The following is a 21,565-nucleotide window of genomic DNA, read 5'->3' on the forward strand; positions in this document are numbered from 1 at the left end:
TAACTATTTTATTCGCGGTATGACTGCTCCCCGGCAGATTTATTACGATGTGTTGATTGAAAGCGATACGGAAATATTAATACCGGACGACCCGATTCGTTACCGGGACGTTGAATGGCGTCTTGTCTGGGAGGACACCCGCTATTGCGATGGTATCATTCCTGATGAATTGGACTATTTCCTGGATGATGAGCCGGGTAAACGTATTACCTGCCGGACTGGCGAACAATGCCCTTATTCTGGACAATGGTCCACACTGGCTGGTGGACACCAGCAGTTTATTGAAGTTCAGGCAGGCATGTTGATGCCAGAGGCCACGAAATATCGGCGTGATATGTACGCACCTGAAATACGCATCCCGGCGGAGTGGAGTTTTATTGGCGCGGATATTTATTTAAAACCTGAACATATCAAGGAAGTGACTCATGAATCAAAATCCCCCTTCTCTGTGCGAGATGCTATATGGTAACTTTGTCGGTGGTCTCGATCTTCAACAGGTCAGTGAAGAAAATCAGGTCATCCTGTCGGTGCTCGATAATATGCAACGTATCCTGAATTGTCGTGCCGGAACGTTGGCACATATTCCAGATTATGGGTTGCCGGATATGACCACCGTTCTACAGGGACTTCCCGGTACCGCACATAAGCTGATGTCGACTCTGTCAGCCGCTTTGTTGAAATATGAGCCGCGCCTGAAGTCTATTGAGGTACTGCTGCTTGACCAGGAAATTCCTGGTGAACTGCGCTACGCCATTGACGCTGAGCTTAAAGGCATTGGTCTGGTGCGCTATGGCACTGATTTTATACCGGAGGGACGGGTTCTGTTACGTCATCTGAAGCAACAGCACTATCTCAATACGACACCCCGGATGTAAGGCCAGATAATCTCATGTCAGTAAAATCACAGTTCCTGAAAAAATTACAGGCCCGCCAGCCCGCCCCGTTCATCAACAAGAGCCAGGCCGATATTGCAGAGTTTCGTCTGCGAATGGATCAGCTTCATGAACAGATGAATGAATGGCTGGTAGGTACCGGACTGAATGTGGATAAGCTGATCGTATCCGTTTCGGATCTGCTGGTGGAGGACGGCGCTTTTAGCATGTCCGCTATTATCCTGCGTTATGAAAACCGGGCCGTAAGATTTATGCCGATATTCCTGTACGGGCAGGGCGTAGCGGGGTGCGTGGAGGCAACCCTCTATACCGGAGGGTGCATCACTCCGCTGGGGCGCCTGTACATGCGAGCCAGAAATCTGAGCAACTGGACTTATACTCCGCCAGAGGCGTTGTCCTCGTCGAAAAAGATATTTGATGAAACCACTTTTTTTAGCCTGATTTTAGTTCTTTTGTCGTAGCGAGGGGGCGAAACAGGAATAATTGTTTCTTAAACACGATTCATTCTGGCGAAGCGCCTGAAAGCTAACGGGAATCACATTCCTCAAATAACCCAGGAATACAGAGATGAATAAAATAATACTCTTGCTATTGTGCAGCGTGCTATTTAATCAGCAGGCTGAGGCAGCCCGTGGAAGGCAGCCTTGCTCAGGCGCAAAAGGCGGCATCGCACACTGTACCTCGGATGGACATTTTGTCTGTAATGACGGCAGTCTGAGTCAGTCAAAACGATTTTGCTCCGGGTATGGTGAAGCCAGAACCCGCCAGCAGATTAAGCCTTCTGTCCCAGCCAGAAAAACACAGACAAAAAAGGCGCTGGCCGATAAAAAACAAGAAGCACAAAGTTTTGGAAATATTGACGAATCGGCCAACATAAAGGCTCGACAGCCAACCTGCGCGCCTCTTTATATGTCCAGCAAGCCTGGGTTCACTCATTTACCCATTTGTTCGGGAAATCAATACTGACCTGAACAGGTAAATATCATGTATTTGTTATTCATGTTGAATAATAAGAAGTGTAAAAAATGAAAGTCTGTAACACGACGATACTATCGTTGGTGCTTTTCCGGAGCTGATTTGGCCGAGTAATTAAAACAGAGACTGACCCACAGGCAGGTACCACATTCACCTCGGCAAGCGACACTTTATATAGTTTAAACAGGCAGAAAATAAACCGCTTAAGTAATTACCTTACCTGGCGGAAAACAGATTTAATGGACAAGCGGTCATGAATGACATTACCCCACGTAAATTAAAAACCGGCGGCGATCCGCGCACGCTGCCAGACTATGGCTCTTTGCGCGACGAACTGAGTAAGCTGACCCATCCGGCGCGTCCGGATGTGAGCTGGCGCTATGTTGAAAAGCTCTGTCTTGCATTGTTTGAGCAAAACGGTGTGGAACTCCAGACCGCTGCCTGGTACACGCTGGCGCGTACGCACCTGGCCGGATTATTCGGTTTAAATGAAGGATTGTCCATTCTGGAAGCCCTGATAAGTCATCAGTGGGGAGTGCTCTGGCCGCAGCCGGTGCACGCCCGAATGGAAATCCTCAGCGGACTGAGTGCACGCTTACAGCAGCTTATACGCGCACTCCCGCTAAATTACTCTGATCTCAGCCGGCTCTATCTGGCAGAACAACAGCTTACCCGGCTAACCACCGTATTACAGCGCCTGGAGTTAAAACATCTCAGCCAGCTCGATACCTTGCGTACTATGATGCATAACAGTGCGGTCCGGCTGGAAAACAGCGATGACGTGTCCAGTTCAGCCACTGTTATCCAGCCTGGCATAGTTCTAAATGCGCAAGAAAGGTGCGGCGCAGAAATATCAAACGCCAGTCCAGACCCCGATGAAAATGAATCCGGCGGCATCAAAAAGTGGGTATATGTCCCCCAGACGGAACCCCAGCAAAATGTGCGGGTTCTGACGGCATCGCCAGCGCAGGTAAACAGATGGACACGCTTTATCGCCGGGATGGCCGCTATGCTGACCATAAACGTAGTCGCGCTCGCGGGCTGGCAATATTTCCATCGACCTGATCCGCTGGAAGCTCAGCTTGCTGCATCCCTGGCGCCGTTACCTGCGGTACTGTCAGCCGCGCAGCGGAATGCGCTAAAACAGAGAGAGGCTCTGCCCCACGCTTTTCTCACTGAAACGCAACAACAACTTTCACGTCTTGACGCGCTTCCTCCCGACTGGCGTCAGCAATACAGCCAGCAGCTAATCGAGCAGGCTGAGGTGTTATGGTCGGAGCAGGCTAAGCCTCTGAGAGTAAAGTGGCAGCAACAGCTGAGCGCCAACACCTTGCCAGCAGAGGCGCGGGAGGGATGGCATCAGGGGATGGCGAAGCTCAACCAGTTAAGTGAACGGCTTAACACGCTGGATGAACATAAAGGAAAATATATAACGGTCAGCGAACTGAAATCCGTCATCTTTTCCGCTATGCAGTCCTTTAATCAGACGATACCGGCGGAGGAGCAGCTGCGTATTTTGTCGCAAAATCCGGCCGGGCAGCCTTTGCCTTTTGCCGATCAGACACAGTTAGATATTCATCTGAAGCAGTTAATCGCGCGTTACGCAGAGATAAAACAGACGGCATCGCGCTGAGCCAGGCTTACTCTGAGACCTTAACGTTAAGAAGGACCATTACTGCCAGGAAAATTATTGCGCATTCGAAGATGTCGGGCTGGTGTTTCCTGGGGTGGAAGAGTTTTGATCAGGGGCTGGTTGCTCAGTTACTGGCTCTGGCCATGTGTAAGTTCGATACCATCAGTGACTGGCACTGTAGTCGTCCATCTATTTTGGGGTTTTAACATGGTGCAGGGAAGCTGTAGTGCAGCCAGTGTGATACATTCCATATGTTTTCGGCCGTGGAGTTTTTCACAGGAAATAATATGCGGCGAAAGGTCAGATTGTAAACGTTGTAAAGTCCGTGCCGGTATTTTTTTCCTGTTACGGGCTGGAGCCTCGCGGGTGATTTCCAGATACAATCCCATGCCATCTAAAAGGATTAATAAGGGGTAGTGATGAAAACGTTGATTCGTTCTCTTTTAGCATTAACAATGGTATTCAGTTTTTCCAGTATGGCTGATTTTTACGAATGCGATATCAGTAATGGCTCTGTGGGTTACTGTGGATCATGGGCACAGGCTCAGGGATATCCTGTAAAGGGAAACGACGGTTCATATCACGACTGTGACATTAGTAATGGCTCAGTACGCTTTTGTGGCACATGGAGTCAAAGACAGGGTTTCCCCGTTAAGCAGACCGATGGCAGCTATCATGCTTGTGATATAAATAATGGATCTGTTGGTTACTGTGGGGCGTGGTATCAGGGTAAAGCATATATTGAAAAGTAATTATCTTTTCCTGATATAAGTTATGAAAAAACAGAAAGATGTAAGTAAGAATTATATTTTGATAGCAGCTTTCTGTTTTTAAAACCCTGGTGTCTAAAATGATTTCAATACGCGCCCTTAGCTCAGCTGGATAGAGTAACTGGCTTCGAAACAGTAGACGCAGGTTTGAATCCTGCTCGGATCTAATTATCTTTCGGGGGACTTAAACATTGATTTATAGCTTTTTAGAGAAGTTATAGGGCGTCAGTGTTCTTACCTTACAGACTTCCAGATAGACAGCCCACCAATGCAGCATAAGTTTCCGTTCCTCTACATGCTGTGCTTTATGGTTGTAAGCTGCCCTAACGCTACCAGGCTCTTAATGGCTCATTCGTCTCTCTACAACGTCTCTTGACCAAAGCCCGGACTCAATCAACGTGCTGCAAGTCATAGTTCTGAAACCATGCCCACAAACTTTATTGTGAATATCTTATCTCCTTGTCCTGGGAGCTTTGTTTACACTATTTTCGCTTATCGGTTTGTCGTTATTACTAAACCCGAAGAACCCTTATCACCACTGACTGCATGCGGCTGTAACAACCATTCTCTGGCTTGTTTACTCAAGGGTACCAGGCGAGCACTTTTTCATTTTCGCCCCTCTTGCAGAATAGTTAACACCAGCAAGTGTTTGTCGCTCTGCGGGTATAATCCAGAGCGCGTTTTTGAATTCACTTCTGACCGGCGCACAAATCTTAATTCACTCGAACATACAAATGTTATGAGTGTAAGCTGAGTCGCAATTTATGTGGCGCCTTTGCCTCTGTAGGCCTCAATGCGTTGCATGAGTTTTGTCAGGTGTTGTGAAGGAGGGGCAGGGCGGTGAATACTTTTAGAGATTACTGCACCAGTGAGGTCACAGGTTAACAGCAGTCCTGATATTTCTAAGCTTTAACACACTGATCGCCATAGAAAAAAATCCTTAAGTAGCGGTATCTGCATTATCGAACCAGACATTCCAACTGACACTCTGCTTTTGCGAGACGAATGGAGACGCAGGTAGACGAAAAAAACGAGTTAATTCATTGAATATCAGGGAGTAAGCAGAGGTTAAGGTACACTGGAAGGCTAACATATGGTGTCCCCTGCAGGAATCGAACCTGCAACTAGCCCTTAGGAGGGGCTCGTTATATCCATTTAACTAAGGGGACCGCGGCGCGCAGTATAGCGCAAAAGCGCCGCAAGAATCACCCAGCGGCGGCGCGTTTGCTTATTTCCTCAACAGCTTAGCCCTGCTTTTTCTGCTGTTGCGCCTTGCGCTGCTTCGCCTTTGTTTCGGCTTTCGCGGCTTCGCTCATATCATTGCGGATCTGCGCATGGCTGATTAAGGCAAAAATCAGCGTGCCGCCGGTGATATTGCCCAGCAGGGTCGGCAGAGCAAACGGCCAGATGAATTCCTGCCAGCTTGCCTGACCGGTAAAGACCAGATAGAAAATCTCCACCGACCCGACGACGATATGCGCCAGATCGCCCAGCGCGACCAGCCAGGTCATCATCACGATCACCAACAGCTTGGTGGCGCCCGCCTGCGGCATCATCCACACCATAGTGGCGATAATCCAGCCGGAAATCACCGCATTGGCAAACATCTCGCCTGGGGAGTTTTCCATCACCTTCTGGCTAATGGCGCTAAAAGCCTGGCGGGTGGCGTCATCAAATATCGGCATCTCCGCAAAGGCGAGAGAAGCAAGCGCGGTGCCGATCAGGTTGCCGAGCAGCACAATGCCCCACAGCCGCAGCAGCAGGCCAATATTGCCCATTGTCGGCTTGTGCATTACCGGCAGGACCGCCGTCACGGTGTTCTCGGTGAACAGCTGCTGGCGCGCCATGATGACAATAACAAAGCCGAAGGTATAGCCCAGGTTCTCCAGCAAGAAAGCGCCGGGAATGCCGTCAAGATGTACCTGAAAAATCCCTTTCGCCATCAGCGACGCCCCCATTGACAGGCCGGCGGCAATCGCTGACCACAGCAGCGCCATCCCGTCGCGCTCTAACTCCTTTTCGCCATCCTGGCGTATCTCTTCATGTATCGCCGCCGCGCGCGAGGGCAGGGCGTCCTCATCGACCTCAATTTCTGTTCCTTCTTCTTTCTCTTCGCTGTCGACGTCGTTGTGATCCTGGTGAATGGATGGGGAAGACTTCATGTTTGCTCCTTGTTATTATCGCTGCGCGTAATAAGCGTAGCTGCTTTTAGCAAGGACGAAATGTAACTATCTTTCCTGGCAAGCGTTACAAAGTTTTAACGTTGCGCGCTTTTTAAACATTTATGCCGGAAAAGAGGCATAACCCTCATCACAGACGCGCCGCACCGCACCGCATGAGCTTCGGCCCACCGCAAGCTTGTGGTATTATCCTGGCCACTTTTTTTCTGGTGCGACTCCTCCTGCATGCTCGAAGTCATTAATCTCACTTGTGTTCGCGACGAACGCACCCTGTTCCACGCTCTGTCGTTCAGCGTGGCGGCGGGCGACATCGTGCAGATCGAAGGGCCGAACGGCGCCGGAAAAACGTCGCTGCTGCGCCTGCTGGCGGGACTCAGCCGTCCGGAAGAGGGCGAGGTGCGCTGGCAAAGCCAGTCCATACGTCAACAGCGCGAACAGTGGCATCAAAGCCTGCTTTTTCTCGGCCATCAGCCAGGCGTAAAAGCGGTACTATCGCCGCTGGAAAATCTTAACTTTTACCATCCTGAGCACACCGCGGCGCAGATATTCGACGCGCTTGAGTGCGTCGATCTGCTGGGTTTCGAAGAGGTGCCGGTCGCGCAGCTCTCGGCCGGGCAACAGCGGCGCGTGGCGCTGGCGAGGCTCTGGCTCAGCGAGGCCGCGCTGTGGATCCTTGATGAACCGCTGACGGCGATAGATAAAAAAGGTGTTGGAAAATTAATGGCGCGATTTACGCAACATGCCGATAAAGGTGGGGCAGTCATTCTTACCACGCACCAGGATCTGCCAGAAAGTCATGCGCGGGTACGCAAAATCCGTCTTACCGGCGCGGAGTTACTCTGATGTCCCTGCGCGTTATCCAGCGCGAGCTGCGCATTGCCTTTCGCAGCGGCGCCGAAGTAGTTAACCCGCTGTGGTTCTTTCTGATTGTGATTACGCTGTTCCCGCTCGGCATCGGGCCGGAACCGCAGCAGCTGGCGCGTATCGCCCCTGGCGTGGTCTGGGTCGCCGCGCTGCTCTCATCGCTGCTGGCGCTGGAGCGCCTGTTTCGCGACGATTTTATTGATGGCTCGCTGGAGCAACTGCTGCTGCTGCCAGCGCCGCTGCCGGTCATTGCGCTGGGCAAAGTGATCGCCCACTGGCTGATTACCGGGCTGCCGCTGATTTTGCTGTCGCCGCTGGCGGCGCTGCTGCTGTCGCTCGACTTCAACAGCTGGCTGGCAATGGCGCTGACGCTGCTGCTCGGCACGCCGACCTTTAGTTTTCTCGGCGCCATTGGCGTGGCGCTGACGGTGGGGCTGCGGCGCGGCGGCGTGCTGCTCAGTCTGCTGGTGCTGCCGCTGGCGGTGCCGGTACTGATTTTTGCCAGCGCGGCGATCGACGCGGCGAGCCAGGGACTGCCCATCGGCGGTTATCTGGCGATCCTCGGCGCGATGCTGGCAGCCAGCGCGACCCTTGCGCCGTTCGCCACCGCTGCGGCGCTGCGTATCGCGCTGCACTAAGCCGCACATGCGTCAGACATGTCGGACATCCTGATTGATAACCTGTGAGCAATACAACATGTGGAAATGGTTACACCAGCTGGCAAGGCCGGAACGGCTTTATCAGCTCTGCGGGCGTTTAATTCCCTGGTCTGGCGCGGCGGGAGCGGCGACGCTGCTGCTCGGCTGGATCTGGGGCTTTGGCTTTGCGCCAGCCGACTATCAGCAGGGCGACAGTTTCCGCATTATGTATATTCACGTTCCGGCGGCGATGTGGTCGATGGGCGTCTACGCCGCGATGGCGGTCGCCGCCTTTATCGGTCTGGTGTGGCAGATGAAGATGGCCGATCTGGTGTCAGCCGCCATGGCGCCGATCGGCGCGGTTTTTACCTTTATTGCGCTGGTTACCGGCTCCGCGTGGGGCAAACCGATGTGGGGCACATGGTGGATCTGGGATGCGCGCCTCACGTCAGAGCTGGTGCTGCTCTTCCTTTATATGGGCGTGATGGCACTCTACCAGTCGTTTGACGACCGCCGCACGGCGGGACGCGCGGCAGGCATTCTGATTCTGGTTGGCGTGGTCAATTTGCCGATCATCCATTTTTCAGTTCAGTGGTGGAATACCCTGCATCAAGGCTCGTCAGGCATTTTACAGCAGGCCATCGCGCCGAGCATGCGTACGCCGCTGCGCTGGGCGATCCTTGGCTATCTGCTGGTGTTCGTTACCCTGACGCTGATGCGCCTGCGCAATCTGATTCTCTATACCGAACGTCATCGCCCCTGGGTGGCTGATGTCGCCAGCGGAGGTCCTGAATCATGACGCCGGCATTCGCCTCTCTGTCCGCCTTTTTCGCCATGGGCGGTTACGCCTTTTACGTCTGGCTGGCGGTAATCTGCACCTTAATCCCTTTCGGCGCGCTGATTGTGCATACGCTGGCGCAGCGCCGCCGCTTGCTGGCGGAGATCCGCCAGCGTCAGTCCAGGGAACGCCGCATCCGTTCGGCAAAAATGAAACAAGCCGCCGGTGAAGCGGCAGGAGATCCAATGTGAATACTCGTCGTCGTCAGCGCCTGTACGTTGTTGTGGCGATACTGGTGGGGCTGGGCCTCGCCACTTCGCTGGTTATGTACGCGCTGCGTTCCAATATCGACCTGTTCTACACCCCAGGCGAAATTCTTTACGGCAAAGGCGAAGAGCACCAGAAGCCGGAAACCGGGCAGCGCCTGCGCGTTGGCGGCATGGTGATGCCGGGCAGCGTGAAGCGCGATCCCAATACGCTTGCCGTCTCCTTTAAGCTCTATGACGCCAGGGGCGTGGTAAGCGTTAACTTTGAAGGCATTCTGCCGGATCTGTTCCGCGAAGGGCAGGGCGTTGTCGCTCAGGGCGTGCTGGAAGAGGGCAATCTGGTGAACGCCAGGGAGGTGCTGGCGAAGCACGACGAGAAATATACGCCGCCGGAAATTGAGGATGCGATGAAGAAGAACCATAACAGCCCGCAGGCGCTGGCGGAACAGGCGAGAATCTCGCAATGATGCCGGAAATCGGAAGTTTTCTGCTCTGTCTGGCGATGGGACTGGCGCTGCTGCTGAGCGTTTATCCGCTGTGGGGCGCGCTGCGCCAGGATGCCCGTTTAATGGGGCTGGCGCGTCCGCTCGCCACCGGGCTGTTTCTCTGCGTTGCCGCCGCGTTTCTGGTGCTGGTGCACGCGTTTGTCGTTAACGACTTTACCGTGGCCTACGTCGCGACTAACTCCAATACGCTGCTGCCGGTCTATTACCGCATCGCCGCCACCTGGGGAGCGCACGAAGGCTCGCTGCTGCTGTGGGTGCTGCTGCTCAGTAGCTGGACGCTGCTGGTGGCGATATTCAGTCGCGGTATGCCGCAGGATGCGCTGGCGCGCGTGCTGGCGGTGATGGGCATGATCAACCTCGGCTTTCTGCTGTTTATCATCCTCACCTCCAATCCCTTTACCCGCACGCTGCCGGACTTTCCCATCGATGGCCGCGATCTGAATCCCATGTTGCAGGACATCGGCCTGATCTTCCATCCGCCGCTGCTTTACATGGGCTACGTCGGTTTTTCGGTGGCCTTTGCCTTTGCTATCGCCTCGCTGATGGCCGGACGGCTGGATACCGCCTGGGCGCGCTGGTCGCGTCCCTGGACCACGGCGGCCTGGGTGTTTCTCACTATCGGCATCGTGCTGGGTTCGGCGTGGGCCTATTATGAGCTTGGCTGGGGAGGCTGGTGGTTCTGGGATCCGGTGGAGAATGCCTCCTTTATGCCGTGGCTGGCGGGCACCGCGCTGATGCACTCGCTGGCGGTAACGGAAAAACGCGGCACCTTTAAAGCCTGGACCGTGCTGCTGGCGATTACCGCCTTTTCTCTCAGCCTGCTCGGCACCTTCCTGGTGCGCTCTGGCGTGCTGGTATCGGTGCACTCCTTTGCGTCCGATCCGGCTCGCGGCATGTTTATTCTCGCCTTCCTGGTGATCGTTATCGGCAGCTCGCTGCTGCTCTACGCCATTAAAGGCGGCCAGGTGCGCAGCCGCATACAAAACGACACCTGGTCGCGCGAATCCTTTCTGCTCGGCAACAACGTCCTGCTGATCGCCGCGATGCTGGTAGTGCTGCTTGGCACGCTGTTGCCGCTGGTGCACAAACAGCTTGGTCTCGGCAGCATTTCGGTGGGCGAACCGTTTTTTAACACTCTGTTTAGCTGGCTCATGGCGCCGTTCGCGCTGATGCTGGGCATCGGGCCGCTGGTGCGCTGGCGTCGCGACGAACCGCAGAAGTTGTGGAAGCGCCTGGCGCTGGCGCTGGTGGTGACGCTGGCCTGCTCGGTGCTGCTGCCCTGGTGGTTGCAGGATCGCATCGAGGCGATGACGGTGGTGGGGCTGTTAATGTCGGTGTGGATCATTGTGCTGACGCTGATGGAGCTGCACGAGCGCGCGACCCATCGCCACGCCTTTTTCCGCGGTCTGCGTCACCTGTCGCGCAGCCACTGGGGCATGGTGCTGGGCCATCTTGGCGTCGGCGTCACAGTGATCGGCATCGCCTTTAGCACCCAGTACAGCGTTGAACGCGACGTGCGCATGAAAGCCGGGGACAGCGTCGATATTCATCACTACCACTTTGTCTTCCGCGATGTGCATAACCTGCAAGGCCCGAACTACAGCGGCGGCGTAGGTATTATCGACGTCAGCCGTAACGGCAAGCCGGAGGCGGTGCTGCACGCCGAGAAACGTTTTTATACCGCCGCGCGCACCATGATGACCGAAGCGGCGATTGACGGCGGCTTTACGCGCGATCTCTATGCCGCACTGGGCGAAGAGCTGGACAACGGCTCCTGGGCAGTGCGTATCTACTACAAACCTTTTGTACGCTGGATCTGGTTCGGCGGCGTGTTTATGGCGATCGGCGGCCTGCTGTGCCTGCTCGATCCACGCTACCGCTCGCGAAAGAAAGCGGCGCGTGAGGAACGGGCATGAACAAGAAAATTCTCTTTATTCCGCTGATGCTATTTTTACTGCTGGCGGCGGCGCTGCTGTGGCAGCTGTCGCGCAACGCCAGCGGCGACGATCCGACGCGCCTTGAGTCGGCGCTGATCGGCAAACCGGTGCCGGTATTTAAACTGGAAGCGCTCGATCGTCCAGGCAAGATCTATGACCAGCAGATCCTGACCGACGGCAAGCCGATCCTGCTGAACGTCTGGGCGACCTGGTGTCCGACCTGCCGCGCAGAGCATCAGTATCTGAATACGCTGGCAGAGCAGGGCATCCGCGTGGTGGGTCTTAACTATAAGGACGATCGCACCAAAGCGGTCACCTGGCTGAATACGCTGGGCAATCCCTATGCGCTCAGCCTGTACGACGGCAACGGCATGCTGGGGCTGGATCTCGGCGTTTACGGCGCGCCGGAGACTTTTCTGATCGACGGCAAAGGCATTATTCGCTACCGCCACGCGGGCGATATGAACGCGCGCGTCTGGCAGCAGGAAGTGCTGCCGCTGTGGCAAAAATACAGCAAGGAGGGCGCGTGAAACGCTTTATCCTTCTCTTAGGCGGCCTGCTGTTCAGCGTTAGCCTGTGGGCGGCCATTGACACCTACCAGTTTGACTCTGTGGCGCAGGAAGAGCAGTACCGCGATCTCACCGCCTCGCTGCGCTGCCCAAAATGCCAGAACAACAGCATTGCCGATTCGAACGCCATGATCGCGGCGGATATGCGTCTGAAGGTCTATGAGCTGATGAAGCAGGGACAGAGCCGCCAGCAGATTATCGACTATATGGTGGCCCGCTACGGTAACTTCGTCACCTATGAACCGCCGGTCACGCCGTCGACGCTGATCCTGTGGGTAGGACCAGCGCTGTTCGCCGTACTGGGCGGGCTGATTGTTATTCTGCGCAGCCGTCAGCGTAAAACCAGCAGCGAACTGGACGACAGCGATCAACAGCGCCTTGCGGCGATACTCAAACGCGACGACGGGAAGTTGAAATGAGCGTGTTGTGGCTAAGCATTATTATTTTACTGGCGGCGGCCAGCGCGCTGTTTCTCGCCGCGGGCTGGCGTCAGCGTCAGGCAAGCCATCGCGATCGCGATCGTCTTAATACCGACTTTTACCATCAGCGCCTGCGCGAGCTGGAAGAGGATGAGGCGCAGGGCGTTATCGGCGAGCGCGCAACCATGGTCAGTGAGTTACAGCAGACGCTGCTAACCGATGTCCCGCAGCAGGACGCCGCGCAGCCGCGCGTCAGCAGCCGGCTGGCGCTGTTGCCTGGCGTGGTGGTGCTGATCGTCGCCTCGCTTGGTATGTATCTGAAAAGCGGCGGGCTGACGCAGGTCGCCAGCTGGATTGAGGTGCAGCAGGCATATCCTGAGCTGCGCGCGCGGGTAATGGACCCGCAGGGAAAACCGCTGAGCATGGAAGAGCTGGCGCGCCTGCAACTGGGCCTGCGCACCGCCTTGCAGTCGGAGCCTGATAATCTCAACGACTGGACCATGCTGGGACGCCTCGGCATGGTGCTGAACAACGCCGCCAGCGCCAGTCAGGCCTTTGAGCACGCGTTGCAGCTCGCGCCGAACAATCTTTCTCTGAAACAGGACTATGCTGAAGTATTGACGCGCTCCAGCGATCCGCAGGATAACCGCCAGGCGGGACTGATGTTGCAGGATATGCTGCAACAGGACGGCGGCAATCTGCGCACGCTCGGTCTGCTGGCGTTTAATGCTTATCAGCAGCAGCAGTACGATCGGGCGATAGAGGCCTGGCAGACGATGCTGAAGCATATTCCTGCGGACGACCCACGGCGCAGTCTGATTGCGCGCAGCATTGAGCAAGCAAAAACCGATGCGGGCCAGCAGAATACCCAGCTGGGGCTGACGGTGACGCTGACGCCAGAGGCAGAAAAAATGTTACCGCCGGGCGGAGTCATGTATATTTCTGTTTCTGACGGTGTTTCACCGGTGCCCGTGGCCGTTAAGCGCCTGCCGCTGAGCCACTTTCCGTTATCGCTTACGCTGGATGACAGCAACGCCATGATGCCGGAGCGCCTGCTTTCGGCGCAGCATCAGGTACAGGTTCGGGTGCGAATCTCCCGCGACGGCAGCGCCAGTCCGCAATCGGGCGACTGGTTTGGCCTGAGCGCAGTGACGCCCTGGGACGGTCATCAGCACATGGCTGTAGAAATTAATCAACAGCAGCCCTGAAGCGATACTTTATTAAACCGCACAGGGAGATAGCAATGGCTTACCGCCTGACCAGCCTGGTCCTGGCCAGTGTCATTCTGGCCGGATGTGCCAGTTCAAAACCCGACAGCGAGGCGCCTGCGCAGCGCAGCGATCCGCTTGAGGGTTTTAACCGCACGATGTTTAACTTTAACTACAACGTGCTGGATCCGTACGTGCTGCGTCCTGTCGCGGTGGCGTGGCGCGACTATGTGCCCGTGCCGGCGCGCAGCGGCCTGAGCAACTTCCTCGGCAACCTGGAAGAGCCGGCCAGCATGGTGAACTCTATTCTGGTCGGCGAGCCGCGCCAGGCGGGGGTTCACTTTACCCGTTTCTTCCTGAACTCTATCCTGGGGCTGGGCGGTTTTATCGATGTCGCAGGCAAGGCGAATCCGGAACTGGCGCGTGAAGAGCCGCACCGTTTCGGCAGCACGCTCGGCCGTTATGGCGTCGGCTATGGTCCTTATGTAGAGCTGCCCGCCTACGGCAGCTTTACCGTTCGCGAAGATGGCGGCGACTACGTCGATACTCTCTATCCGGTGCTGGGCTGGCTGACCTGGCCGATGTCGATCGCGAAGTGGACGCTGGAAGGCGTTGAGACGCGCGCGCAGCTGCTTGACTCGGATGCGCTGCTCAGGCAGCAGTCCGATCCCTACGCCTTTATTCGCAACGCCTATTTCCAGCGTCATGATTTTCTGGCGAATGGCGGTCGTCTGAAGCCCGAAGAGAATCCAAACGCAGGCGCGATACAGGACGATTTAAAAGACATCGACGCGCAGTAACGGCGATAAATACAGTAATGGCGACCTCAGGGTCGCCATTTTTCTTTATGCCTGCACCGAAAGTAAAACGCGTACGGCACGGGCCGAAGAGCAAAGCGTCCCGCGCCAGGGAGATAAACGCCGGGAGCGTTTTAAAAACGCATGGCGGTGGCCCGGTAACGGGCGCACCTCAGGGACAGGGTGCGTATTCGCGCTGGCCGGGGTGCCGTTTAGCGTCTTTGCGATCGGCCCGTGCCGCTCGCGCAGGCACCTTGCCGGCGTTAAAAAAATGGCGACCTTCAGGTCGCCATTTTTCCAGACTTCTTTTGTCAGAACTTGTAGTTAAAGTTCGCGCCGTACAGCCAGGCTTTACCGACGGAGTTAAAGGTGTAAGGGCCTTCTTCCACCGTCACGTGCTGGCCGTGCATATAAGACACGCCCACATCGACCGAGGCATCCTGATTAAAGGCGTAGGACGCGCCGGCGCTCAGCCAGAGGCGATCCTGGTCCGGGATAGAGATAGAGCGTTTGTCTGCCGGAACCGGGCTGTCGTCAAAAGCGATACCGGTGCGGAAGGTCCAGTTCTCATCATAGAAATAGGTGGTGCCCAGCGCGATACGGTAGGCGTCCTTAAAGCTCTCATCTTTATAGAACAGCGTCTGACCGCTGGAACCGGTGGCTTTCAGCTCCTCGAACTGGCTCCAGCTGGTATAGGCCAGGCTGTAGTGCACCGCCCACTGCGGCGCCACTTTATGCCAGCCGGATACTTCCCACATTTCCGGCAGGTTCAGCGTCAGCGCGCCCGGAATGGTGGAGCCGCCGGTGGCATAGGGCAGGCCTAAATTCGCGGCCTGATTAACGGCGTTGATGGCGGTCGGCAGGCTGCTCTTATAGTCGCCGTCAAAGTCGATCTTCACTTCCGAACGATAGGTAAAGCCAAAGCGGTTATTCTGATCGACTTCATACAGAATACCGGCGTTCCAGCCGTAACCCCATTCGTCGCCCTTCAGATGCGCCACCTGGGTATCCGCAGGAAGGCGCAGCGCCGCGCCGGCTTCACCGGCATAGCGTTCAATCTTGGCGCGTGCGTAGACCGCGTCGAAGCCGACGCCGACGCTAAAATGCTCATTCAGGCGATAGGCGGTGCTGAGGTTAAAATTGCCGGTCATCAGATCGGTTTTGCCGCCGTAACCGCCTGCGGTATAGCCGTCATTGAATTCGGTCGCCAGACCGTAGTTAGAGGTTGCGGACGCGCCAATCCACCACTGATCGTTAATGGGCTGCACGTAGTGAATATTGGGGATCCACTGCGTCGGCGCGATATTGCTGGCATCGAGGCTGCGGCCGGTCGGGCTGGTGCCGGTAATATCCACGTCCGGGTCGATAAATACCGCGCCAACCGAAATCGCCGGGCGATCCATTAACGCCATCGTCGCCGGGTTGCGGCTGGCCGAGGCGGCGGTATCGCCCATCGCCCCTTCGCCTGAATAGGCGCGGCCCAGCCCCACAGAGGAAAATTCGTTTAGCTGAAAGCCCGCTGCGTATAACTGTGTAGAAACAAGCGCCACTGCGGCCGCTACGGCCGATTTTGCGAACAGGTTTTTATGGCTCATGACCACAACCTCATATGAATTATTATTAAACTGTAATTGTTACATGGCGTAACAAGGGTCGGCGGATTGTAGGGACTGACCAAAAGCATACAAATCAGACCAGTGCCGCAAGTATAGGTCTGACCTGTGTGCATGTTGCAATATTGTTTTTAAAATATTTCTAAAATGATCAGCAGATTTACGATCTGCTTAACAAAATAGAGGGAGCAGTGCCCAGCATAGCGGCTCTAATTTGTTTTGGATCAAATTTTATTGTGATATTCGTCACTTAGCGAGTCTGACATAGCGCGCCATCGGCAGGAAGCGTAAAATTCTGGTCGTGAATCCAGACCCTGAACAGGTTTATCGCCGGGAGAGAACAATGACCAATACCATGAATAAATGCAGCGCCACCGAAACTGCTGCCTGCTGCTGCGTGGATGTCGGCACCGTGATGGACAACAGCGACTGCACGGCCAGCTGGTCAGAGTGGTTTGCTCAGCGCAGCGAAGCGGAGGCAAAGCTGGCGAGCCTGACGGAGAGGGCGCGCCAGATTGAATCGGAACCCTGTGAGATCGCCGCCCGCGTCGAAGAAGCGGACAATGGCGTACAGCTGACTATCGACTTTACCTTTGCCTGCCAGGCCGAAACCCTGATTTTCCAGCTCGGTCTGCGCTAATCCTGTAAACGCCGTTGCTTAACGGCGTTTTTCATTTTCGTGTTTCCCCTCGCACTTTTTTTCTTTGCTGATTGGCGACGCACCCGCTTGTCGTTAACACTGTGGATCAGGTCAGACCTCTCAGGGCAATGATGCCCGGTCAACATTCACAGGTGAAACAGATGAGTAAAGCGCAGCCGCTGCTGACGCGTGCCGGCGATCGCATCGCCATCACTCATGGACTTCGAACGCCGTTCCTGCGTCAGGCGACGGGCTTTCACGGCATTCCTGCCGTAGAGCTTGGCCGCATGGTAATCAGTGAGCTGATGGCGCGTAGCGAACTTCCGGCAGAGGTCATCGAACAGCTGGTTTTCGGACAGGTGATTCAGATGCCGGAAGCGCCCAATATTGCGCGCGAAATTGTGCTCAGCAGCGGACTCGGCGTGCACACCGATGCCTATAGCGTCAGCCGCGCCTGCGCCACCAGCTTCCAGGCGGTGGCTAACGTCGCGGAAAGCCTGATGGCAGGCACCGTGCGCGCCGGGATTGCGGGCGGCGCAGACTCCTCATCCGTACTGCCGATCGGCGTCAGTAAATCTCTGGCGCGGGCGCTGCTCGATCTCAGCAAGGCGCGCAGCGCAGGTCAGAAAATGCAGATCCTGCGCCGCCTGCGGCTGCGCGACCTGAAGCCCGTGCCGCCCGCCGTGGCGGAGTATTCCACCGGACTGCGCATGGGCGATACCGCGGAGCAGATGGCCAAAACCCACGGCATTACGCGCGCGGCGCAGGACGAACTGGCGCTGCGGTCGCACCAGCACGCCGCCAGGGCCTGGCAGTCTGGCGTGCTCCAGCAAGAGGTGATGCCCGCCTTTGTGCCGCCGTGGAAAGCGCCGATAGAGCAGGACAACAATGTGCGCATGGAGGCGAAAATTGAAGACTATGCGCGTCTGCGTCCGGCATTTGACCGCCAGCACGGCAGCGTCACGGCGGCCAACAGCACGCCGCTGACTGACGGCGCGGCGGCGGTGGTGGTGATGAGCGAAGGACGCGCCCGCGAACTGGGGATTCGGCCGCTGGGCTATCTGCGCAGCTACGCCTTTACGGCGATTGATGTTCAGCAGGATATGCTGCTGGGTCCGGCCTATGCATCGCCGCTGGCGCTGGAGCGTGCGGGGCTCAGCCTGAACGATTTGACGCTTATCGATATGCATGAAGCCTTTGCCGCGCAAACGCTGTGTAATCTGCACTGCTTTGCCGACGAGCGCTTCGCTCGCGAAAAACTTAATCGTCCGCATGCGCTGGGCGAGGTCAGGACAGAACGTTTTAACGTGCTGGGCGGCTCTATCGCCTACGGTCATCCTTTCGCCGCTACCGGCGCGCGCATGATTACTCAAACGCTGCATGAGCTACAGCGGCGCGGCGGCGGGCTGGCGCTGGTCACTGCCTGCGCGGCGGGCGGCCTGGGCGCGGCCATGGTTCTGGAGGCGGAATAATGGAGCAGAGCGCGTTCTCTTTACAGATGCGGCCAGATCACGTCGGCATCATCACCATTAATGTGCCGGGCGAAAAAATGAATACGCTGCGGGCCGCCTTTGCGCAGCAGCTGGCGACGACGATCGATGAGGCGCGGCGCGATACGCAGCTTGCCGGGCTGGTGCTGATTTCCGGCAAGCCCGACAACTTTATCGCGGGCGCGGATATTAGCATGATCGCCGACTGCCGCAGCGCGCAGCAGGCGGAAACGCTGGCGCGTCAGGGACAGGAGACGATGGCGGCGATCGCGGCGTTACCTTTTCCGGTGGTTGCGGCGATTCACGGGGCCTGCCTCGGCGGCGGGCTGGAGCTGGCGCTGGCCTGCGATGCGCGCATCTGCACGCTGGATGATAAAACGCGGCTTGGCCTGCCGGAAGTGCAGCTGGGGCTGCTGCCGGGATCGGGCGGCACGCAGCGGCTGCCGCGCTTGATTGGTTTGCAGCAGGCGCTGCCGCTTATCCTCACCGGCAAAACGCTGCGGGCGAAGCAGGCGCGCAAGCTGGGGCTGGTGGATGATGCCGTCCCCCAGGCGATCCTGCTGGAAACTGCCGTCGCGCGGGTATTAAAGGGCAAGCACGCCCGTCGGGAACTGCCGCTGCGCGACCGCGTCATGCAGGCGCCGCTGGCGCGCCACGCCCTGTTCGCGCTGGCGAAACGCGAAACGGCGCGTAAAACTCACGGCAACTATCCGGCGGCGCAACGCATTATTGAGGTGGTGCGCATCGGGATTGAGCAGGGCAGTCAGGCCGGGCATCAGGCCGAGGCGCGCGCCTTCGGCGAGCTGGCGATGACGGCGGAATCCGCCGCGCTGCGCGGCCTGTTCTTTGCCAGCACGGCGCTGAAAAAAGAGCCAGGCGCCGACGCGGAACCCCGCGAGCTACGCCAGATCGGGGTGCTGGGCGGCGGACTCATGGGCGGCGGCATCGCCAGCGTAACGGCGATCAATGCGGCGCTGCCCGTGCGCATCAGAGACATCAGCCTGCATGGCATTAATCATGCGCTGAAGACCAGCTGGGACGGGCTGAGCGAGAAGGTGAAGCGGCGTCATATCAGCGCGGCGCAGCGTCAGCAGCAGATGGCGCGTATCACAGGCGGTATCGATTATCAGGGATTCGCGCAGCGCGATATGGTGATTGAGGCGGTTTTTGAAGATCTGTCCCTTAAACAGCAGATGGTGCGTGAGGTAGAAGAGCACTGCGCGCCGCATACCCTTTTCGCCTCCAACACCTCGTCACTGCCGATCGCCAGCATCGCCGCGCAGGCGCAGCGGCCAGAGAACGTCATCGGTCTGCACTACTTCAGTCCGGTCGACAAGATGCCGCTGGTCGAGGTGATTCCCCATGCGGGCACCTCGGCGCAAACGCTGGCGACCACCGTCGCGCTGGCGAAAAAGCAGGGCAAAACCCCTGTTGTAGTGGCGGACCGTGCGGGTTTCTACGTCAACCGCATTCTGGCTCCCTATATAAATGAGGCGATGCGCTGCCTGCTGGAAGGGGAACCCATTGAACATATCGATCGCGCGCTGGTGAAGGCGGGCTTCCCCGTTGGCCCGATTCAGCTTCTGGACGAAGTCGGCATTGATGTCGGCAGCAAAATCACGCCGATTTTGCAGCAGGCGTATGGCGAACGCTTTGCTGCGCCCGCGGCCTTTGAAGCGGTGCTGCAAGACGAGCGTAAAGGACGCAAAAACGGCAAAGGCTTCTATCGCTATGACGCGGGTCGGCGCGGCGGCAAAAAGCCCGACCCCACGCTCTACGCGCTGCTTGGGCTAAAGCCGGTGGCGAAGCAGAGTGAAAAGCAGATTGCCGACCGCTGTATCATGATGATGCTGAACGAGGCGGCGCGCTGTCTTGACGAAGGGGTGATCCGCAGCGCGCGCGATGGCGACATCGGGGCGGTGTTCGGCATCGGCTTTCCGCCTTTCCTCGGCGGACCTTTTCGCTATATGGATCAGCGCGGCGCGGCGGACGTTGTACAAACATTACGCGCGCTAATGCGCCAGTACGGCGAGCGTTTCGCTCCCTGCGACGCGCTACTGGAGGCGCAACAGCAGCAAAAGAAATTTTACAATTCCTGATGATGTGGAATAACCGCTCCGATTCAGCGGGTTAGAAAAGCGCCGTCAAAACAGGCGGCGCGGCACGATTCTGAGAAACGCTTATTTAATAAACAACCGGTTGACTATACTCAAGCCATTAAGGTACAACACAGCGTTCATTCGCAGAATGAAGAGTCTGGCGCTGACGCGCCGGGCGATATCGACAAACAACAGCGGTGCTTTATGCAAGTTTTTATCATGCGTCACGGCGATGCTGCTCTTGAAGCCGCCAGTGATTCGGTCCGTCCTCTTACCCATTGTGGCTGTGATGAATCACGCCAGATGGCAAGCTGGCTCAACAGCCAGACGGTGGACGTAGAACGTGTGCTGGTCAGTCCCTATCTTCGCGCCCAGCAGACGCTGGCGACAGTGCGTGAAGTGTTGAATCTGCCGGAAGGGCAGGAGGTTTTACCGGAGCTGACGCCAGGCGGCGATCCCGGTCTGGTGGCCTGTTATCTTCAGACTCTGGCCACGCAAGGGGTGAAATCGGCGATCGTGATTTCGCATCTGCCGCTGGTGGGCTATCTGGTGTCTGAACTCTGCCCGCAGGAAGCGCCGCCGATGTTCGCCACCTCCGCCATCGCCTGTGTGGATTTTGATCCCGCCAGCTGCGAAGGCAAGCTTTTATGGCAGGTCAGCCCCTCAAAACTGGCGAAAGCCATGTAATGTCCGCGGGCCGCGCAGACGGCCCATCCCCTCTAGGGCAGCTCAGGCGGTTGCCACTCCTCGACCTCAATCAACACCAGCAGCGCCGCATCGCCGCCGAACATTTTTGGCGCCTGATGAAAGGCCATCACGTACGGATGCTGCGCCAGCCAGAGCGGCGTCTGCTGCTTGAGAATATGTTTGCCGTGGCCGGTCATGACGCTGGCGCAAAACAGATGTTCGCGACGGCAGGCGGCGATCAGCGCGCCCAGCTCCTGCTTGGCCTGCTGCTGCGTCAGACCGTGCAGATCGAGAAATATCTCTGGCGTGTAGTCGCCGCGCCGCAGCTTTTTCAGTTCGAAATGGCTGACGTCGGCGCGCACATAGCGCGTCGCGCCTTCGGTCGCCAGCAGCGGTTGAAATTCATCGGAGAAGTAGTGACTGTTATCCACCTGTTCGGAAATCAGGCGCTTCAGCGGCAGCTCGCGACTTTTCACCGCCGGTTTATGCACCACGGTATCCTGTTTTATCTGGCGCGTGCCGCTCATCAGCTGGCGAAACAGCGCCTTGTCGTCGTCATTCAGAGGCGTTTTTTTACTCATTACAGGCGAATCTTGTCTGAAA

23 protein-coding genes and 2 tRNA genes are annotated in these 21,565 nt (G+C 56.9%); 21 read left to right on the top strand and 4 right to left on the bottom strand.

Annotated features, from left to right (window positions below):
• The 7 genes from BBB56_RS21480 to BBB56_RS23555 all read left to right on the top strand — a co-directional run.
• Positions 1–469 (top strand): Imm72 family immunity protein (locus BBB56_RS21480; RefSeq protein WP_255420559.1); only part of this gene is annotated, 469 nt, incomplete at its 5' end.
• Entirely contained in the window at positions 426–875 is a 450-nt protein-coding gene (tssE, locus tag BBB56_RS21485) for a type VI secretion system baseplate subunit TssE (protein WP_123802960.1), read from the top strand. The genes BBB56_RS21480 and tssE, both read left to right, overlap by 44 nt.
• A 14-nt stretch (positions 876–889) precedes the next feature.
• Complete coding sequence (locus tag BBB56_RS21490) at positions 890–1,354, top strand: hypothetical protein (protein WP_123802961.1); 465 nt, start codon at positions 890–892, stop codon at positions 1,352–1,354.
• Positions 1,355–1,460: 106 nt separating this feature from the next.
• Positions 1,461–1,859, top strand: a complete 399-nt coding sequence (locus BBB56_RS21495; RefSeq protein WP_123802962.1) for a YdcA family protein — start codon at positions 1,461–1,463, stop codon at positions 1,857–1,859.
• Between the two features lie 262 nt (positions 1,860–2,121).
• Entirely contained in the window at positions 2,122–3,501 is a 1,380-nt protein-coding gene (locus BBB56_RS21500) for a VasL domain-containing protein (protein WP_123802963.1), read from the top strand.
• A gap of 419 nt (positions 3,502–3,920) precedes the next feature.
• Positions 3,921–4,253: a hypothetical protein gene (locus BBB56_RS21505; RefSeq protein WP_123802964.1), complete on the top strand. Its 333-nt coding sequence runs from the start codon at positions 3,921–3,923 to the stop codon at positions 4,251–4,253.
• 119 nt (positions 4,254–4,372) lie between these two features.
• Positions 4,373–4,434: transfer RNA gene (locus BBB56_RS23555), tRNA-Arg, on the top strand.
• A gap of 931 nt (positions 4,435–5,365) precedes the next feature.
• On the opposite strand, the gene BBB56_RS21515 is transcribed toward BBB56_RS23555, so the two are convergent.
• Positions 5,366–5,440, bottom strand: a tRNA-Arg gene (locus BBB56_RS21515).
• 75 nt (positions 5,441–5,515) lie between these two features.
• Positions 5,516–6,433 carry a formate/nitrite transporter family protein gene (locus tag BBB56_RS21520; RefSeq protein ID WP_123802965.1) on the bottom strand — a complete coding sequence of 306 codons (918 nt, stop codon included), beginning with the start codon at positions 6,431–6,433 and terminating at the stop codon, positions 5,516–5,518.
• A 243-nt stretch (positions 6,434–6,676) separates the two neighbouring features.
• Here BBB56_RS21520 and ccmA point away from each other — a divergent pair, with 243 nt between their 5' ends.
• The 10 genes from ccmA to mlaA are packed head-to-tail and all read left to right on the top strand — an operon-like array spanning position 6,677 to position 14,436.
• A complete protein-coding gene (ccmA, locus tag BBB56_RS21525; RefSeq protein ID WP_123802966.1) occupies positions 6,677–7,294 on the top strand; it encodes a cytochrome c biogenesis heme-transporting ATPase CcmA in 618 nt (205 codons plus the stop codon).
• Positions 7,294–7,953: a heme exporter protein CcmB gene (gene ccmB / locus BBB56_RS21530; protein WP_123802967.1), complete on the top strand. Its 660-nt coding sequence runs from the start codon at positions 7,294–7,296 to the stop codon at positions 7,951–7,953. Before ccmA ends, ccmB begins: the two co-directional genes overlap by 1 nt.
• A 58-nt stretch (positions 7,954–8,011) precedes the next feature.
• Entirely contained in the window at positions 8,012–8,752 is a 741-nt protein-coding gene (locus tag BBB56_RS21535) for a heme ABC transporter permease (RefSeq protein ID WP_123802968.1), read from the top strand.
• A complete protein-coding gene (ccmD, locus tag BBB56_RS21540) occupies positions 8,749–8,982 on the top strand; it encodes a heme exporter protein CcmD (RefSeq protein WP_123802969.1) in 234 nt (77 codons plus the stop codon). The genes BBB56_RS21535 and ccmD overlap by 4 nt, the downstream gene beginning before the upstream one ends.
• Complete coding sequence (gene ccmE, locus BBB56_RS21545) at positions 8,979–9,464, top strand: cytochrome c maturation protein CcmE (RefSeq protein WP_123802970.1); 486 nt, start codon at positions 8,979–8,981, stop codon at positions 9,462–9,464. Before ccmD ends, ccmE begins: the two co-directional genes overlap by 4 nt.
• A complete protein-coding gene (locus BBB56_RS21550) occupies positions 9,461–11,419 on the top strand; it encodes a heme lyase CcmF/NrfE family subunit (RefSeq protein ID WP_123802971.1) in 1,959 nt (652 codons plus the stop codon). Before ccmE ends, BBB56_RS21550 begins: the two co-directional genes overlap by 4 nt.
• Positions 11,416–11,970, top strand: a complete 555-nt coding sequence (locus BBB56_RS21555; RefSeq protein ID WP_123802972.1) for a DsbE family thiol:disulfide interchange protein — start codon at positions 11,416–11,418, stop codon at positions 11,968–11,970. The genes BBB56_RS21550 and BBB56_RS21555 overlap by 4 nt, the downstream gene beginning before the upstream one ends.
• On the top strand, positions 11,967–12,428 hold the full coding sequence (locus BBB56_RS21560) for a cytochrome c-type biogenesis protein (RefSeq protein ID WP_123802973.1): 462 nt from the start codon (positions 11,967–11,969) through the stop codon (positions 12,426–12,428). The genes BBB56_RS21555 and BBB56_RS21560 overlap by 4 nt, the downstream gene beginning before the upstream one ends.
• Positions 12,425–13,636 carry a c-type cytochrome biogenesis protein CcmI gene (ccmI, locus tag BBB56_RS21565; RefSeq protein ID WP_123802974.1) on the top strand — a complete coding sequence of 404 codons (1,212 nt, stop codon included), beginning with the start codon at positions 12,425–12,427 and terminating at the stop codon, positions 13,634–13,636. Before BBB56_RS21560 ends, ccmI begins: the two co-directional genes overlap by 4 nt.
• A gap of 35 nt (positions 13,637–13,671) precedes the next feature.
• Positions 13,672–14,436, top strand: a complete 765-nt coding sequence (gene mlaA, locus BBB56_RS21570) for a phospholipid-binding lipoprotein MlaA (RefSeq protein WP_123802975.1) — start codon at positions 13,672–13,674, stop codon at positions 14,434–14,436.
• A 308-nt stretch (positions 14,437–14,744) separates the two neighbouring features.
• Here the strand turns inward: mlaA and fadL are convergent, their stop codons facing one another.
• A complete protein-coding gene (gene fadL / locus BBB56_RS21575; protein ID WP_123802976.1) occupies positions 14,745–16,028 on the bottom strand; it encodes a long-chain fatty acid transporter FadL in 1,284 nt (427 codons plus the stop codon).
• A 361-nt stretch (positions 16,029–16,389) separates the two neighbouring features.
• Between fadL and BBB56_RS21580 the strand changes: the two genes are divergently transcribed.
• From BBB56_RS21580 to sixA, 4 genes are all read left to right on the top strand, one after another.
• Positions 16,390–16,686: a YfcZ/YiiS family protein gene (locus BBB56_RS21580; RefSeq protein WP_123802977.1), complete on the top strand. Its 297-nt coding sequence runs from the start codon at positions 16,390–16,392 to the stop codon at positions 16,684–16,686.
• A 161-nt stretch (positions 16,687–16,847) separates the two neighbouring features.
• Complete coding sequence (gene fadI / locus BBB56_RS21585; protein WP_123802978.1) at positions 16,848–18,158, top strand: acetyl-CoA C-acyltransferase FadI; 1,311 nt, start codon at positions 16,848–16,850, stop codon at positions 18,156–18,158.
• The gene (fadJ, locus tag BBB56_RS21590; protein WP_123802979.1) at positions 18,158–20,275 is read left to right on the top strand and encodes a fatty acid oxidation complex subunit alpha FadJ; all 2,118 of its coding nucleotides are present in this window, start codon (positions 18,158–18,160) and stop codon (positions 20,273–20,275) included. Before fadI ends, fadJ begins: the two co-directional genes overlap by 1 nt.
• Before the next feature lie 204 nt (positions 20,276–20,479).
• Entirely contained in the window at positions 20,480–20,962 is a 483-nt protein-coding gene (gene sixA / locus BBB56_RS21595) for a phosphohistidine phosphatase SixA (protein WP_123802980.1), read from the top strand.
• A gap of 32 nt (positions 20,963–20,994) precedes the next feature.
• On the opposite strand, the gene smrB is transcribed toward sixA, so the two are convergent.
• Entirely contained in the window at positions 20,995–21,543 is a 549-nt protein-coding gene (smrB, locus tag BBB56_RS21600) for an endonuclease SmrB (RefSeq protein ID WP_123802981.1), read from the bottom strand.
• Between the last annotated feature and the right edge of the window lie 22 nt (positions 21,544–21,565).

It is taken from the genome of Candidatus Pantoea deserta (assembly GCF_003813865.1).
GTDB lineage: Bacteria > Pseudomonadota > Gammaproteobacteria > Enterobacterales > Enterobacteriaceae > Pantoea > Pantoea deserta.

Excerpts from the sequence above, each read along its gene's own strand:
- tssE (WP_123802960.1), top strand. The coding sequence starts at position 426 with ATGAATCAAAATCCCCCTTCTCTGTGCGAGATGCTATATGGTAACTTT.
- BBB56_RS21490 (WP_123802961.1), top strand. The coding sequence starts at position 890 with ATGTCAGTAAAATCACAGTTCCTGAAAAAATTACAGGCCCGCCAGCCC.
- BBB56_RS21495 (WP_123802962.1), top strand. The coding sequence starts at position 1,461 with ATGAATAAAATAATACTCTTGCTATTGTGCAGCGTGCTATTTAATCAG.
- BBB56_RS21500 (WP_123802963.1), top strand. The coding sequence starts at position 2,122 with ATGAATGACATTACCCCACGTAAATTAAAAACCGGCGGCGATCCGCGC.
- BBB56_RS21505 (WP_123802964.1), top strand. The coding sequence starts at position 3,921 with ATGAAAACGTTGATTCGTTCTCTTTTAGCATTAACAATGGTATTCAGT.
- BBB56_RS21520 (WP_123802965.1), bottom strand. The coding sequence starts at position 6,433 with ATGAAGTCTTCCCCATCCATTCACCAGGATCACAACGACGTCGACAGC.
- ccmA (WP_123802966.1), top strand. The coding sequence starts at position 6,677 with ATGCTCGAAGTCATTAATCTCACTTGTGTTCGCGACGAACGCACCCTG.
- ccmB (WP_123802967.1), top strand. The coding sequence starts at position 7,294 with ATGTCCCTGCGCGTTATCCAGCGCGAGCTGCGCATTGCCTTTCGCAGC.
- BBB56_RS21535 (WP_123802968.1), top strand. The coding sequence starts at position 8,012 with ATGTGGAAATGGTTACACCAGCTGGCAAGGCCGGAACGGCTTTATCAG.
- ccmD (WP_123802969.1), top strand. The coding sequence starts at position 8,749 with ATGACGCCGGCATTCGCCTCTCTGTCCGCCTTTTTCGCCATGGGCGGT.
- BBB56_RS21550 (WP_123802971.1), top strand. The coding sequence starts at position 9,461 with ATGATGCCGGAAATCGGAAGTTTTCTGCTCTGTCTGGCGATGGGACTG.
- BBB56_RS21555 (WP_123802972.1), top strand. The coding sequence starts at position 11,416 with ATGAACAAGAAAATTCTCTTTATTCCGCTGATGCTATTTTTACTGCTG.
- ccmI (WP_123802974.1), top strand. The coding sequence starts at position 12,425 with ATGAGCGTGTTGTGGCTAAGCATTATTATTTTACTGGCGGCGGCCAGC.
- mlaA (WP_123802975.1), top strand. The coding sequence starts at position 13,672 with ATGGCTTACCGCCTGACCAGCCTGGTCCTGGCCAGTGTCATTCTGGCC.
- fadL (WP_123802976.1), bottom strand. The coding sequence starts at position 16,028 with ATGAGCCATAAAAACCTGTTCGCAAAATCGGCCGTAGCGGCCGCAGTG.
- BBB56_RS21580 (WP_123802977.1), top strand. The coding sequence starts at position 16,390 with ATGACCAATACCATGAATAAATGCAGCGCCACCGAAACTGCTGCCTGC.
- fadI (WP_123802978.1), top strand. The coding sequence starts at position 16,848 with ATGAGTAAAGCGCAGCCGCTGCTGACGCGTGCCGGCGATCGCATCGCC.
- fadJ (WP_123802979.1), top strand. The coding sequence starts at position 18,158 with ATGGAGCAGAGCGCGTTCTCTTTACAGATGCGGCCAGATCACGTCGGC.
- sixA (WP_123802980.1), top strand. The coding sequence starts at position 20,480 with ATGCAAGTTTTTATCATGCGTCACGGCGATGCTGCTCTTGAAGCCGCC.
- smrB (WP_123802981.1), bottom strand. The coding sequence starts at position 21,543 with ATGAGTAAAAAAACGCCTCTGAATGACGACGACAAGGCGCTGTTTCGC.